The organism is Microcoleus sp. S13C4 (assembly GCF_036700865.1).
Classification (GTDB): Bacteria; Cyanobacteriota; Cyanobacteriia; order Cyanobacteriales; family Microcoleaceae; genus Microcoleus.
Window position 1 is genome coordinate 13,211 of record NZ_JAUBPS010000034.1, and the last position, 14,090, is coordinate 27,300.

At 46.3% G+C, this 14,090-nt stretch carries 16 protein-coding genes and 1 tRNA gene; 7 read left to right on the forward strand and 10 right to left on the reverse strand.

From position 1 onward, the window contains the following. The first annotated feature begins 13 nt into the window (after positions 1-13). Both QT996_RS15825 and QT996_RS15830 read left to right on the forward strand, forming a co-directional pair. On the forward strand, positions 14-451 hold the full coding sequence (locus tag QT996_RS15825; RefSeq protein ID WP_333047660.1) for a hypothetical protein: 438 nt from the start codon (positions 14-16) through the stop codon (positions 449-451). Next, the gene (locus QT996_RS15830) at positions 438-2,081 is read left to right on the forward strand and encodes a hypothetical protein (RefSeq protein WP_333047661.1); all 1,644 of its coding nucleotides are present in this window, start codon (positions 438-440) and stop codon (positions 2,079-2,081) included. Before QT996_RS15825 ends, QT996_RS15830 begins: the two co-directional genes overlap by 14 nt. A 47-nt stretch (positions 2,082-2,128) precedes the next feature. Here QT996_RS15830 and moeB read toward each other — a convergent pair whose 3' ends face one another. The 8 genes from moeB to QT996_RS15870 form a co-directional block, all read right to left on the reverse strand. Then, the gene (moeB, locus tag QT996_RS15835; RefSeq protein ID WP_333047662.1) at positions 2,129-3,301 is read right to left on the reverse strand and encodes a molybdopterin-synthase adenylyltransferase MoeB; all 1,173 of its coding nucleotides are present in this window, start codon (positions 3,299-3,301) and stop codon (positions 2,129-2,131) included. Between the two features lie 79 nt (positions 3,302-3,380). Further along, positions 3,381-3,860 (reverse strand): M67 family metallopeptidase, encoded by a 480-nt coding sequence (locus QT996_RS15840; RefSeq protein ID WP_333047663.1) that lies wholly within the window; start codon positions 3,858-3,860, stop codon positions 3,381-3,383. A gap of 293 nt (positions 3,861-4,153) precedes the next feature. After that, the gene (locus QT996_RS15845) at positions 4,154-4,381 is read right to left on the reverse strand and encodes an indolepyruvate ferredoxin oxidoreductase subunit alpha (RefSeq protein ID WP_333047665.1); all 228 of its coding nucleotides are present in this window, start codon (positions 4,379-4,381) and stop codon (positions 4,154-4,156) included. A gap of 144 nt (positions 4,382-4,525) precedes the next feature. After that, the gene (locus tag QT996_RS15850) at positions 4,526-5,761 is read right to left on the reverse strand and encodes an ATP phosphoribosyltransferase regulatory subunit (protein WP_333047667.1); all 1,236 of its coding nucleotides are present in this window, start codon (positions 5,759-5,761) and stop codon (positions 4,526-4,528) included. A 450-nt stretch (positions 5,762-6,211) separates the two neighbouring features. Further along, entirely contained in the window at positions 6,212-7,123 is a 912-nt protein-coding gene (locus QT996_RS15855; RefSeq protein ID WP_333047668.1) for a tetratricopeptide repeat protein, read from the reverse strand. A gap of 102 nt (positions 7,124-7,225) precedes the next feature. Beyond that, the gene (locus tag QT996_RS15860) at positions 7,226-8,041 is read right to left on the reverse strand and encodes an inositol monophosphatase family protein (RefSeq protein WP_333047669.1); all 816 of its coding nucleotides are present in this window, start codon (positions 8,039-8,041) and stop codon (positions 7,226-7,228) included. Between the two features lie 161 nt (positions 8,042-8,202). Then, on the reverse strand, positions 8,203-8,718 hold the full coding sequence (locus QT996_RS15865) for a thermonuclease family protein (RefSeq protein ID WP_333047670.1): 516 nt from the start codon (positions 8,716-8,718) through the stop codon (positions 8,203-8,205). A gap of 34 nt (positions 8,719-8,752) precedes the next feature. Further along, on the reverse strand, positions 8,753-9,121 hold the full coding sequence (locus QT996_RS15870; protein ID WP_190662974.1) for a 2Fe-2S iron-sulfur cluster-binding protein: 369 nt from the start codon (positions 9,119-9,121) through the stop codon (positions 8,753-8,755). A gap of 214 nt (positions 9,122-9,335) precedes the next feature. Between QT996_RS15870 and QT996_RS15875 the strand changes: the two genes are divergently transcribed. Next, positions 9,336-9,420: transfer RNA gene (locus tag QT996_RS15875), tRNA-Ser, on the forward strand. 202 nt (positions 9,421-9,622) lie between these two features. Here QT996_RS15875 and QT996_RS15880 read toward each other — a convergent pair. Both QT996_RS15880 and QT996_RS15885 read right to left on the reverse strand, forming a co-directional pair. After that, the gene (locus tag QT996_RS15880) at positions 9,623-9,751 is read right to left on the reverse strand and encodes a hypothetical protein (protein ID WP_333047671.1); all 129 of its coding nucleotides are present in this window, start codon (positions 9,749-9,751) and stop codon (positions 9,623-9,625) included. Positions 9,752-9,830: 79 nt separating this feature from the next. Continuing rightward, a complete protein-coding gene (locus tag QT996_RS15885; RefSeq protein WP_333047672.1) occupies positions 9,831-10,640 on the reverse strand; it encodes a pentapeptide repeat-containing protein in 810 nt (269 codons plus the stop codon). 71 nt (positions 10,641-10,711) lie between these two features. Between QT996_RS15885 and QT996_RS15890 the strand changes: the two genes are divergently transcribed. The 4 genes from QT996_RS15890 to QT996_RS15905 all read left to right on the forward strand — a co-directional run. Beyond that, on the forward strand, positions 10,712-11,614 hold the full coding sequence (locus QT996_RS15890; protein ID WP_333047673.1) for a phosphodiester glycosidase family protein: 903 nt from the start codon (positions 10,712-10,714) through the stop codon (positions 11,612-11,614). A 302-nt stretch (positions 11,615-11,916) separates the two neighbouring features. Then, entirely contained in the window at positions 11,917-12,573 is a 657-nt protein-coding gene (locus tag QT996_RS15895) for a HEAT repeat domain-containing protein (protein WP_333047674.1), read from the forward strand. Between the two features lie 21 nt (positions 12,574-12,594). Further along, the gene (locus QT996_RS15900) at positions 12,595-12,744 is read left to right on the forward strand and encodes a hypothetical protein (RefSeq protein ID WP_333047699.1); all 150 of its coding nucleotides are present in this window, start codon (positions 12,595-12,597) and stop codon (positions 12,742-12,744) included. A gap of 60 nt (positions 12,745-12,804) precedes the next feature. Continuing rightward, the coding region (locus QT996_RS15905) for a ribbon-helix-helix protein, CopG family (RefSeq protein ID WP_333047675.1) at positions 12,805-14,090 on the forward strand (1,286 nt) is incomplete at its 3' end.

A 14,090-nucleotide genomic window follows, 5' to 3' on the forward strand; every position in this document is an offset into this window, starting at 1 on the left:
GATATTTCGGTCAGTGACCGGAACAATCCTAACCACCTTGGCGGTTGCTATAACTGACATTTTATTAACGGAAAATTGTCCTGTGGAAATTGACAAAGATTACAAAGATATCGCTAGTTTTATCTATTTGCTGACAGAAATTCCCGAAATTTTTTCACCGGAAGCATGGGAAGATTTACCGAATTTAGCCGCCGAAATAACCAAGTTAGCAGGCAAAGAATCTACTATTAACGATACTATCAAAACTTGGTGTATACAACGCGAATTGGGAGACGAATTAATCATGGCTAGTCGGCGAGAAATCTCCGATCCGCCTCAACCCCTGTCAACTACCCAAGAACCCCTGGAAAATCTCACTAAAATCGTACCTGCAAGCATTATGAATGCTTACAAAGAAAGACTGAAACAAGACCAGGAAAATAGTGCAGATACCAGTAATGAATCCAATTAGTACAGTATATGCTCCCAACGTTCATTTATTTGCTTTCCATGTCTGGGATATCCTAGCATCAAGCTCAAATCCTCTTGCCAATTCCCCACAACAAGCCCTACCACCAACCTCAAATCCCCCTGCCAATTCCCCACAAACAGCCCTACCACCAACCTCAAATCCTGCGATCGATCCCGAACACCTCTGGTACAAGTGCAACGAAATCCTCCAAGAAAAACTCAGAGTCCCTGCGGAATTTAACGATCGCAATTTATACAAAAACCAAACAAGTCAACCGAAAGGAAGGCGTGTCAACCTGATTGTGAAAGCTGAGGTCAACAACCGGGAATCTCTACCCTTTGATAAGGAGATTCAGCATCACAACCAGCAGATTTCCCTCGCAGGATTTGCTCAAATGCTGCGAATTGGTGACAGTTATGCTTTGGGATTAAACATCCGCGTTCCCGAAAAAACTAATGGTACTAACACACCTGATGTTGACCTTAGCATCTTCCAGGATTTGAATCCCGATAACTGCTTACTGCGGGATTCGGTTAATAGTTATTTCGGTCAAACTCTGCTGCTGACAGCTTGGCTGAGTCCAGACCAAAAACAGGAAGCCGAGGAAGATTCGCAGTATTTGCAAAGTTTAGCCCAAAAGTGTTTGAAAAACTTCATTTCCGGTCAAGACTTGCCAGAATTTTACCGTGAAGGCGAATTATTTGGCAGTCCGATTTTAGAATATGGCAATCCCAGTTATCCCAATGCTGGCGATCACATTCTGATTTGGTTTTTCAGTAGTGCGACAACTGGTGAAATTTGGGATTCGCGGTACAGCGATTTTTTGGACTTGTTCTTGTACCGCAATAAAACTATTCAGGCTTATCAGGAAAGCCGCGCCTACTATTATCAAATCCGTCAAGAATACGAAAAAATTACCGAGGATATCAACGAGACTTTTCGCTATTTGCAGCGCGATACAGCGCCGCAGCGCCAATTGAAAGGTACTGGCTTAAAGCCAGAGGAATTGGAATATCTGGAAGGCAAGACTATCGAGATGCCACCACGGGCTGTGAATTATGCCCGGTTGCTGATGGATTTGGAATTTCGCCAAAATACGATCGCCATTAATGCCAAAAATTACCAAGATAAATTAAATCAAATAAGTCTTGACATCAAAGCTAGAAAAAAGTATAATGATAGAGAGTGCGATTTAAAGTTTTTAAAATTATTCAGCCAAGAGACTTGCCCGCAGTTTCAAGAGCAAATCAAGGCAGATTTGGGTTACTTCCGACACAGTACGGGCTTGCTAGACAAAGCAATGGAAGCAATTCGAGGTGTAGTGGTGATCGAAGAAGCTTATCGGGATGCCAAACTAGAGGTAACGATTCAAGCTGTCGGCTTGGGTTTGGGAATAGCCGGGGTGGTGGCTGGAAGTGCTCCTTATTTAATTAAACAAGACCCGCCGAATCAAATTGTTGCTTTGCCTTTCCTGAAGGTGGGAATTAATTCTTTTGCCTTCGTATTGTTGATTAGTATCGGTGCGGGGCTTGGGGTTTCGCTTTTTGTTATGTGGAGTGCCAAGTCCAAGAATCTACTAGGTAAGTTCAAGAATCTACTAAATAGAAATAAACAGTTGCCGCCACCATAATCCCGGTTCCGGGCGGGCAAATCACCCGCCCCAGAAAAAGATTAGCCTTAATATTGAGGAACAGACGAGTCTACTTCTTGACTCCAAGCAGTAATTCCGCCCTTAACATTAGTCCCCTCAATTCCAGCTTCCTTCAAAATCCCCAAAGCCTTCGCAGAACGCCCGCCCATTTTGCAGTGTGCAATCAAGCGGTGGCCGTTCAACAATTCCTTGACCTTAGCGACACCTGCGCCGTGTTCGATATCCGGCAAAGGAACCAAAACAGACCCAGGAATTTGACAAATTTGATACTCATTGGGATTGCGAACATCCAACAATACAAAATCCTTCGCACCGCTGTCGATTAAGTCCTTAAGTTCCGTGACAGTCATCTCAGGAATTTTCTTTTGTTCTTGCGCGTCCTTATCTTTAGCTTGAGGAATGCCGCAGAATTGTTCGTAATCGATTAACTTTTCAATTACCGGACGCACTGGATTAGGCCGCAGTTTCAATTGCCGGAACGTCATATCTAAGGCATTGTAAAGCAACAGTCTGCCGCTCAAAGTAGTGCCTTGACCCAAGATAATCTTGATAGCTTCCGTTGCTTGGATAGAACCGACAACTCCGCACAAAACGCCTAAAACGCCGCCTTCTGCACAAGAAGGAACCATCCCAGGAGGCGGGGGTTCCGGGTACAAATCGCGGTAATTCGGGCCGCCTTCGTAGTTAAAAACAGTTGCTTGCCCTTCAAATCGGAAGATGGAACCGTAGACGTTGGGCTTGTTTAAAAGCACGCAAACGTCGTTCATCAAATAGCGAGTCGGGAAGTTGTCCGTACCGTCGATGATGATATCGTAAGGAGTGGCAATGTCGATCGCATTTTCGGAACTAACGCGAGTTTCGTACAAATCAACTTGACAAAAAGGATTAATTTCTAAAATCCGATTTTTAGCCGACTCAATCTTCGGTTTCCCAACCCAAGAAGTGCCGTGAATTACTTGCCGCTGCAAATTGGAATGGTCTACAACATCAAAGTCTACAATCCCAATGCGGCCAACACCGGCGGCTGCTAAATACAGCAGCAGCGGCGAACCGAGGCCTCCCGTACCGATGCAGAGCACACTGGCAGCTTTGAGACGCTTCTGGCCTTCCAATCCAACTTCTGGCAGGATCAGGTGGCGAGAGTAGCGTTCGTATTCTTGTTTGTTGAGCTGGATCTCGTCCAGATTAGGATTTAGCATGATATTGTGTGTAGCGCAGATTTTGAATTATATCCTATCTGAATCTTTCGCTTTTTTACGAGTTTGTTATTTTTACTAATTATTTCTTAATCTGAGTCGGTTCCACTGCGAGAATTTCCTCTGCTTGAAAGTTCCCCTCTCCGTCAAGACTCCAACTGCGGAGGTCTTCCCAACAGCCTTGTCGGACGGACACAATAATATAAGAGTATTCGGCCCACGCCAATGTCCGATCGCACTCTGAGGGCACTGCGGGACAATCCGTGTGAGAATGATATATACCGATAATATCCAGAGTGCGATCGCGCCCATGTTTCATCGCCCGCAACATATCTTCGGGTCTTATAGCATATCTGCGTCTTTCTGTCAAGTCTTTTTGTTCCGGCCAATTCTCTTCAGCCTCAGAACTCCAAGCATTGTCAGTCGGCCAAACTTCTACCACAGTTTTAACATCGCCAGTAACTCGACCGAGCAACAAACCGCAGCATTCTTCAGGATAAGCGCTTTCGGCGTGGGTGCGGATGGATAAAATGTGAGAGTCGGAAAGTGCGATCGGCTGCATAGGATTTTATGGTAGGTTTTTTTGTAAAGTGCGATCGGGCTTTTTATTAAACGAACCGCGAAGACGCGAAGGGCACGAAGGAAGACAAGATAAGGGAAGAGAAATAACTCACAAAAGTAACCTAATTAATTACCTCACTTATAGATTTAAAAATTAGATTGTTGCAATATTTCTCACCCTTCTTCTCTGCGCCCTTTGCGCCCTCTGCGGTTCGCACAAAAAGTGAATGTAAGGTGCGCCGAACCGCGCACCTTACCCCTTAGTTAATGTAGCTATCTAGCCCTCAATTGCAATTAAGAGGGAGTTTGCTGCAACTCAGGCCGTTCATCTGGAACGATCGCTTTTTCGACAGGACACACCTGCAAACAAATACCGCAGTCAATACAGGTATCAAAATCAATCCAAAACCAATCAGTACCCTTGACATTTTTGCCGGGACCGGGGTGAATACAAGCAACCGGACAAGCGCCGACGCAATCCGCAACTCCCTCGCAAATATTCGTAACAATAGTGTGTGCCATAGTGTTCTCTCAAAAGATTTTAGTTAGATAGGGAATTAGCAATTAGCAATTGGCAAAACCTTCTCTCAATCAGCAGGATACATAATATCATATCGGGTGATTTTTAACCAATTACCAACTACTAATTACTAATTACCAATTAGCCTAATTTACCGTTTCAATTGTTGGCAATCCTTCAGCATTTACCCAAGCAATTTGAGCAATTCGTCGATCGCGCGCGTATTCCCGCGCCGACTCTGCTGTCTCCCGACTCTCTAAATCTATTTCCACCCGAACTAGGTTAGTAGACTCTCGGAGTTTGCGAGCATAATCAAAGGCCGCCGCCCCAGCTTCAGGAGTTTGAGGCACAACCAACCATTCGCTAGCTGGTGTCTCCGTGGGCAATTGCCCCTCTGTCAGCAAAACTTGGTGCAAATCTTCAATATTCAGACAAAACCCGATGCCGGGGGAATTTTGACCTTGGGGGTCGAACAGTCCCAACAGTTGGTCGTAGCGTCCCCCTTGTCCTAAAACTCGCTGTCCTGTCTTGCTGCTGCTGACAACTTCAAACACAATTCCAGTGTAGTAGTCAAATGTTTGAATTAAACTCAAATCGAGGTGAATGTGGGATTTTAGATTGGGAATTTTTGACTGGCATTGGTGCAGCAATTCGATCGCCGATTTGAGATTGTTTAACGCCGATTGCTGCGGCAAATCTAAATCCAGTTTGGCAACAATTGGCAACACCTCTTCTGGGCGGCCGCGCAAGTCAAATAACAGCAGAGCTCTTTCTCGCAATTCGGTTGACAGCGGCAAAGTTTCCAAGGCAATTCGATCGAGATTGGCGATCGCCCCCCGAACTTTCTGGCGCACGTTTGGCGGAAACGGTTCTAGCAATGTTGCAGTCAAGCCCGCTTCTCCCAAAACCAAATGCCAGTCATCTATTTCCAAGCTCTGCAAGCACTCTGACAGCAGCAGCAGCACTTCCGCATCCGCAAACGTCCCGCCCGCGCCGAGCAGCTCTACCCCAGCTTGATAGAACTCCTGTTGCCCGCCTGAGCCAGTATCTGGGCCTTTGCGGAACACGTTAGCGTTGTAGTAAAGGCGCTGAGGCTGCCAGCGAGTCCCGGCCATCCGCATCGCAGCCGCCCGAGCGATGGATGCTGTCAATTCCGGCCGCAAACCAAGTTCTCCATCCTCGGCGTCTTGCAATTGAATTAAGGTCGATCGGTCGATCGCGCCCCCAGCCATCAAAGTTTCCAGCCGTTCTAGAGTTGAAGTAATAATCCGGTGATAGCCCCAGCGGTGAAAAACCTGCTGCAAGCGCCGTTCGATCGAAATTTTTTGAGCAACGTCAAGGGGCAATAAATCTCTTGCACCGGATGGGGGTTGGTGAACCATATCAATTTTAGATTTTAGACTTTAGATTTTAGATTGGGCTTAGAAGCTTAGCTTTATGGACGGTGTTAAAGTCGAAGGAGGCAAGCTTAACCTTCGACTTTAACAAATTAAGGTGTCATATCAATTTTAGATTTGAGATTTTAGATTGGGCTTAGAAGCTTAGCTTTAGGGGACGGTGTTAAAGTCGAAGGAGGCCTGCTTAACATTCGACTTTAACAAATTAAGGCGTCATATCGTTTTCGTTTGCATCGAAATAATCATTTTCCCCGTCAGTGCGATCGTCCCGTTCTTTCTGGAGCATCCGATCTCGCGGGACAATCGCACTGACGGTATAATTCTGACTGCGATCCGATGTGATATCACCAACTCTTGATTCTTTTGAGCGAACTCACTCCACTGCTGAGCAGTTTACCAATTTCTAACTATTCCAGACTCACAACTCACCACTTCTCACTTCTTCTTCCCGCCAAACAAACTTGCAAAAAATCCTGGTTTATCGTCACCTTTTTTGGCTTTTGCGGAAGCTTGTTCCAGCTTTTTCTTAACCTCCAAAGCCGTCGGTTCTTCAGGATTTGATGCCAAAGCTTTGTTCATCTCAAGTTTCGCCATTGTGGCTTGATTTTGTTCAAGATAACACATTGCTAACATAGCGTGAGCCTTGCTGTGTTTCGGGGCGCCCTTCAGGGCTTCCCTCAACTCCAAACTTGCTTTAGCGTAATTTTTGCTGTCCATAAATCCTTGAGCTCGGCGGCAATAGGCTTCGATCCGCGGGTCGTCTTTGGGCGGGGTTGGAGTTGGGGTTGGGGTTGGGGTTGGGGGTGGGGGTGGGGGTGGGGTTGCATCTTTTATGGGTGAACCGGGTGCAACCCCAACACCACCACCCATGCGCTCTTTTCGCAGCAGGTACACCATGTTAAGTTCGCTAATTTGATCGATCGCCTCTTGCGTTTCCTTAACTGATTCGTACTGCTTGAGAGCGAGTTTGCTAACTGCTGTTTTGTAAGCTTCTTCCCAATTTTGAGCGGTAGCTAACTGTTTGGCTGCTTCGCTTTCAATGTGCATTTTCGCCTGTTCTTTAACAACGCGCTTTCCGATGGCTGCTAATAGCAGGCTGTATTCTTTGCGATCGCTTTCCTTGGAAAATTTGTTGTAAGCCGGATTGACTACTTTTGACAAAAATTGGTTAGCCCAATCCTTATCGGCTTGGCTTTCAAAAGAGCAAGTATCCGAATGCAAGCGGCGGGCGATTTTCATGTAGCGCTTGCGGATGTCGTTAAACTCGGCGTCTAAGGGAATTCCCAAAATTGCGTGCTGATCAGTAAAGTCATACTTGAACAGCCCTTTTGTCATTTCAAAAGACATAACTTTTACTCTTCCTTTCCTGGCTTTTCACTATTCTTTAATGTAGCTTGAGTCAAGGGGTTCTGACCCCCGTACTACCCCCGATCTCTTGCTGCGGGTACATTACCCCCAGGAAGATAACGGAGGAACAGCTAGCAGTGCGCCACTGAGTTCGGCGTGTATTTTGCCGTTCGTGGCCAAAATCCGACCCGAGTTCATCTCAAAGGCACTGCCGTCATAAGCTGTAATTTGACCTCCGGCTTCGGAGACGATGAGTACACCGGCTGCTACGTCCCAAGGGGCGAGTCCCCGTTCCCAGTATCCGTCCGATCGCCCCATCGCGAGGTGTGCCAGGTCTAGGGATGCGGAACCGCTGCGCCGCACGCCTTGGGTGAGGTGGGTGAGGTGACAGAATTCGGCATAATTATTGTCTGCTGTTTCGCGCCGATCGTAGGCAAAGCCGGTGACTAGCAAACTGGTTCTCAATTCTGAGATTTGGGAAACTTCGATCAGCGAACGGTTGCAGGTTGCTCCCAATCCTTTGCCTGCCCGAAACAATTCGTTATGAAAAGGGTCGTAAATTACTCCAATTTGTGGTGCGCCGTCGATTAAAAGTCCGATCGACACGGCCCAAAAAGGATATTGGTGAGCAAAATTGGTTGTGCCGTCCAAAGGGTCGATCGCCCACAGGTATTTGCTGCTGGCATCCCCTAATTTGCCGGATTCTTCGGCGAGGATGGCGTGGTCGGGTACGTGGCGGCCGAGAATTTCTAAGATGACGGCTTCTGAGGCTTTGTCGGCTTCTGTGACTAAATCGCCCGATCGACCTTTTTCTTGAATTTTTTCTAATTTTCCGCAGAAAGATTTCAGGACGGAACCGGCGGCTAGGGCTGCTTCGGTGGCTATTTCTAAGAAGTTTTGCAGTTGATTGTCAGTCATTAGGAAGAGGGAAGTACGAACCGCGAAGACGCGAAGGACATGAACGAAGAGGGAAGAAGGAAGAAGGAAGAAGGAAGAGGGAAGAATGAAATCATTGCTCATTAGTTATTAGTTATAACTGAGGAGTTTTTAGTCCTTGACTAATGACTAATGACTCATGATTATTTCCGATTTTGCTGGCGAAATTCTGCGGGAGTTTGGCGCAAAGCTCGTTCTGGATTCCACAGGCCTTTACCCATGAGTCTCGCCCATTCTTGAGCGTTGATGAGTCGCTGCTGGTATTTGGTGTTTGGCGATCGCACCGAGGCGAGGGCATAACCTTCTTTGACTAGCAGTTCGTTGAGCAAAATTTTATCTTGCCACAAGTAGGCTAGTTTGCGATCGAACTGGTCTTTTTGTTCGATGTCTGATTCTAACAATACCTGTTTTCCCCCAATTAGCTGTTCTAGTCTTTGTTTCGCTGCTTCTCCCCAAGGCTGCTGTTTTAAATCCGGCGCATCAATACCAATCAGCCTGATTTGTTCTAATAAGGCTATTTTGTCGGCTGTACTGATAACTTCGATTGTTTGGCCGCTGATGGCCCTTTCTACTTTGGCGATCGTACCTTGCGGAATTTCTGGTTTTTGGCAGCTAGCTAGCAACAGACAAAGGGCGATCGCACATAATCGATAAAGCATGGATAATTGGTAGTTGATTATTTATCAAATTGCCTTATTCTTCATCCAAGGGCAAACCGGCTCTAACTTTACCTTTGCCGAAGTAGCGGCCGAATTGCAGTTCGTACACTTCGTCTTCGTCTTGCGTCTCTACCTCGATGTTGGAACGGGGATAGCTGACGCACAGCAGGGCATAACCCTCTTTTTGCAGTTCCACCGAAAGCCCCATTGCTTCTGGCTGGTGCAGTTCTCCCGAGTTGACGCGCACCGCACAGGCTGTACAAGCGCCGTTGCGGCAGGAAAAGGGCAATTCTACTCCTTGGTTTTCCGCGCTTTGCAGGATGTAGCGGTCTTCGGGTACTCGCACGGTGTGGCGATCGCCTGTCTGTCTGTTATGAATTTTAATTGTGTAAGAGTTAGTCATGGAATTTTAGATTTTAGATTTTAGATTTTAGATTGGGGTTGGCGGGGCAATATCCTTGAAATGAATTGGTTTGCGACCCAGGGAGGAGAACCCAAGCCTGCCCGTTTCACACCCTACCCATATTAAACAGCAAATTTATGTCGTTACCCCTTCCCAAATCAGATTTGTTCTGCTAAGATAGTTTAGCTGTGGCTAAATGAATGAATTTAGCCCTGGAGAGGTGGCCGAGCGGTTGAAGGCGCACGCCTGGAAAGTGTGTTTAGGGCAACTTAACGAGGGTTCGAATCCCTCCCTCTCCGTTAATCAAGCTGTTCATGCAAAAAAAACAGCTTGCAACAAAAATCTCTGATATGAGATAAATACTTTGATTAGAGCGCTCGCCCTTGAATTCTTTGAGAAAAATCAAGGGCGAGCGCTTTTCAATGTTTAAGTGTAAATTAGGGCGATCGAACCGAGAATAAACGCCCAGATATAATGCCAATAGTAGAAAACCATAGTGACCTAAACCAATAGCCAGCGATATGATGTATCGACTAAACTCAGCCTCATCATTCCCTGCAAATCTCCCATACATTCGACAATCTTTTTGAGCAGTTCGCTGTCGTTGGGATTGAAAGTGGCGAGCGCCATTTGCTCCCTCACCGTTTGCAGCAAAGCGTCGCTTTCTGGCTCAATTGCTGTTTGAATATCAGTCGGGGAATTTTAGATTTTAAATTTTAGATTTTAGATTGAGGTAATTTATATCGAACTTAGCATCAGCGAGATTTGCCCCTCTGAACGAAGTACCCTCAGCATTTCCAATCTCTCGAACAATAGCCGAGAAAGACACAAACGCAAACCAAAGATACAGCAGCGACAGCAAACCGAAACACATACCCCAAAACAGTTTGTGAGTGCTCAGAAAAGCGCTCGCCGTTGCACTCAACAAAAAAGCCGCTGCGTAAGTCGCCACACTTCCAGCCGATGCGATCACAACCTGTGCAAATTGGCTACGAATCCGGGAACTCACAAAAAACATTAACACCCCGCCGATCGACATTCCAGCAAGAGCAGCCTGGGAATTATTATTAGTTGCAGTGCCAGCATAGAAAAATCCCAACAAAGCTCCTGATAGAATAGCAGAAATTGTTTGTGCCAATCTACCCGCTTTTGAGGTTTTTGGCTGTTTGCTGGCGATCGCCGAAGCGAAACCAGCAGCGCTCAAAACCCCGTACAGCAACAGAACAAAAGGCCAACTGCCAGAGCCCGGTACTTGTCCTTGAGTTCCCAAAATCAGTCGAGTCAGAACATCGCCCACAACCAAACCAATGGCGATCGCCCCACCACTCAAAACAGCTATCTGTCGCCGAGAAAGCCCGATTTTCGCACCAAGAAAATTCGCACCCGCTAACTGAGCATTTCTAAAATTGCAGCCTCGAACATCCGCACCGCTGAAATCAGCACCGTTAAGAATTTGTCCTTGGAACGATCGATTTCGTAAAATTTGATTGCTAAAATTATTGGAATCCGAATACTTCATATTAGTACAGGATGGTTGAAAATATATAAATCTGTCACTGTTCCCGTCCTCCATCTCAAATCTAAAATGGTATGACTTATCGGCCCAAGATCAAACAAATTTCGCATATTCTCGGTCTCGGAATATTGCTCGCACCAATACTACTCTACAACATTCCCTACTTTTTGCGCCCCGAACAAACAAGCGAAGCCCGATCGCTCTTTCAAGGAATAGCCTACCGCAGGGAATTTCGGACTAATCCGCGTCCCACGCTAATTCACATGGTTAGCATCGACCTACAAGCGCCGGGAATAGGAATTTTTGTCACTCCCGGAAACCCAACACCCGATTTAACAGAAACCAATGCCCGCACGGCTACTGAATTCCTGAAAGCATTTAAATTGCAATTAGCAGTCAACGGCAATTTTTTTTATCCCTGCATCGAGGAAGCACCTTGGGATTACTATCCCCGCAGTGGCGATCGAGTAAATAATGTCGGACACGCCATTGCCAAAAGCCAAGCTTATTCTCAACCACATTCAGGCTTTCCCGCCCTTTGTTTTGATGCCAAAAACCGCGCTCAAATAATCGAAAACGGCACTTGTCCTGCGGGAACAGCCTATGCAGTTGCCGGAGATACTTTGCTGGTGAAAAATGGTAAACCCGTAGCACAAAGTCAGGAAGAACGCAAACAGGATAAACCATATCCCCGTGCAGTCGCCGCGATCGACAAAACAGGCGACAAGTTGTGGTTAATTCTGGCAGACGGCAAGCAGAGGCTTTACAGTGAAGGGCTGAAATTGAGCGAAATAACTGATATTTCCATGCAGTTGGGAGCCGAGACAGTGCTAAATTTAGATGGCGGCGGGTCGGTAACTTTTGCAGTAGCATCGCCGTCAGGAGCGAAACTGTTGAATGCTCCGATTCAGAATAAAATCCCCATGCAGGAACGTCCAATTGCCAATCACTTGGGATTTTATGCGCGGGAAAACTAGGGTTTTAAACTGCGCTTTTATCTCCGAAATTCGGGTTAAAAATGATTCTGTTCTGCACTACTACCAAGCCGATGCTTGTAAAAAAAAAATCGGCTGTCAACACATCTTGAAAAAGATAAATAATGCCTCCGCATACTCAAATAAATCGGGTATTGATTGCCTTCATTACTAATAAAAAAATTCGCTTAAATAACCACAAAATTTCTTGCTCAGCAGTGAACTTTTTTTAAATCTGCCTAAAATCCGGGAATTTTTGCTAAGATTGTAAAGAAACGTAACAAAAATAAATATATAATTGGCTTATGGAAATTAGCGAAATCCAAGCAGCGCTGCAAAGTTCGGATTCTCAAGAGAGGCTGCGGGGGGTAACGGCTCTGAGAAAGTGCGATTCTGCGGTGGCGCTACCGATGTTGCTGAGCAAAGTGGACGATCGCGAGTTTATGGTGCGATCGTTCGTGGCGATGGGATTGCGGCAGATTCAAACTGCGGAAGCTTTTGCGGCGCTGTTAAAAATGATGCAGTTCGATCGCGACCCTAACGTGCGCGCCGAAGCCGCTAACTCTTTGTCAAGGTTCGGAACCGAGGCAATTTCTCATTTAGTCGAAGCTTTTCGCCGCGATGACAATTGGCTAGTCCGCCGCAGCATTATGGCTCCGCTGTACGAAATGCAGTGTCCTGATGCAGTATTTGAAATTTGTGCGATCGGTCTTGGCGGCGAAGATTTACCAGTTCAGGAAGCAGCAATTGACGGATTGGGTCTGCTGGCAAATACTGTGAAGCAAGAAGAGGCATTGCAGAAATTATTACCTTTAGTAAGTTCGGATTACTGGGGAATTCGGCTGCGAGTTGCTCGCGCACTAAGCAAATTTGACAATCCTCAAGCTCGCGCTGCTGTGAGCTATTTGGCAAAAGATCGAGATCATCGGGTTGCAGGTGCGACTTTGGAAGCTTCGCTTTAAAACAACGGCTTACAAGCTCAACTGCGCTATCTGCGGTATCGTGACGAAAAAACCCCGGGTCAGGGAATGTTCACGCGGTTCTACGGCGAGGAATGGACGCAAGAGTATATTCAAGGATTTTTGTTCAATTGGGAACGGAAGCTGCCACAATTGGTAAGTAGCAAAAATTAATTTTAATAGAAGCTTCAGCCACTATACTAATAAGTGTAGGTTGGCATGAGGAAAATGCCAATGGTCAAAAAAAATCGCAATGTAGTTAGTTCCAATTCAGAAAGCAAAGTCAAAGTCGGACTTTCGCTGACTTCTTCTAGTGCCGATCGATTAAACGTGATCGCTCGAAAACTCGGAATATCAAGGTCGGAACTCCTAGAACGCTTGGCACAAGGCGCTCTGGATATTTCTAAGGACAAGACGGAAGTTACTGTCACTTGGAAAAAAGGTGAAGAAACGCAGGTAGAGGCCCCCGACTTGCAAGGGGAAACAGCCGAAGAAAGCGAAATTAATGACGCTGTAACGGCAGAAACTCTATCGGACTCGGTGAGCGTACAGCCAAATCCGCTCCAAGAAAGTTACGAAGCTTTACAGCAGCAGTTGACGGAACGCGAAAGTTTGATCGAATCTTTGCAGCAGCAATTAGCTACCGAAAAGCAAAATCTCGAAAGCCAATTGCAGGAAACAGTAGCGAAGTCGAGTTACGAAAGTTTACAACAGCAATTGGCTGAACGCGAAAGTTCGATCGCTTCTTTGCAGCAGGAATTAGCTACCGAAAAGCAAAATCTCGAAAGCCAATTGCAGGAAACAGTAGCGAAGTCAAGTTACGAAAGTTTACAACAGCAATTGGCTGAACGCGAAAGTTCGATCGCTTCTTTGCAGCAGCAATTGGCTACCGGAAAGCAAAATCTTGAAAGCCAATTGCAGGAAACAGTAGCGAAGTCGAGTTACGAAAGTTTACAACAGCAGTTGGCTGAACGCGAAAGTTCGATCGCTTCTTTGCAGCAGCAATTGGCTACCGAAAAGCAAAATCTCGAAAGCCAATTGCAGGAAACAGTAGCGAAGTCGAGTTACGAAAGTTTACAACAGCAGTTGGCTGAACGCGAAAGTTCGATCGCTTCTTTGCAGCAGCAATTGGCTACCGAAAAGCAAAATCTCGAAAGCCAATTGCAGGAAACAGTAGCGAAGTCAAGTTACGAAAGTTTACAACAGCAGTTGGCTGAACGCGAAAGTTCGATCTCTTCTTTGCAGCAGCAATTAGCTACCGAAAAGCAAAATCTCGAAAGCCAATTGCAGGAAACAGTAGCGAAGTCAAGTTACGAAAGTTTACAGCAGCAGTTGAGTGAACGCGAAAGTTCGATCGCTTCTTTGCAGCAGCAATTCGCCGAAAGAGAACACCGGGAACACGAGTTTCAGCAACAGCTAGCCGAAAAATCCAGTGCTCTGGAATCTTTGCAGCAGCAATTCGCCGAAAGAGAACACCGGGAACACGAGTTTCAGCAACAGCTAGCCGAAAAATCCAGTGC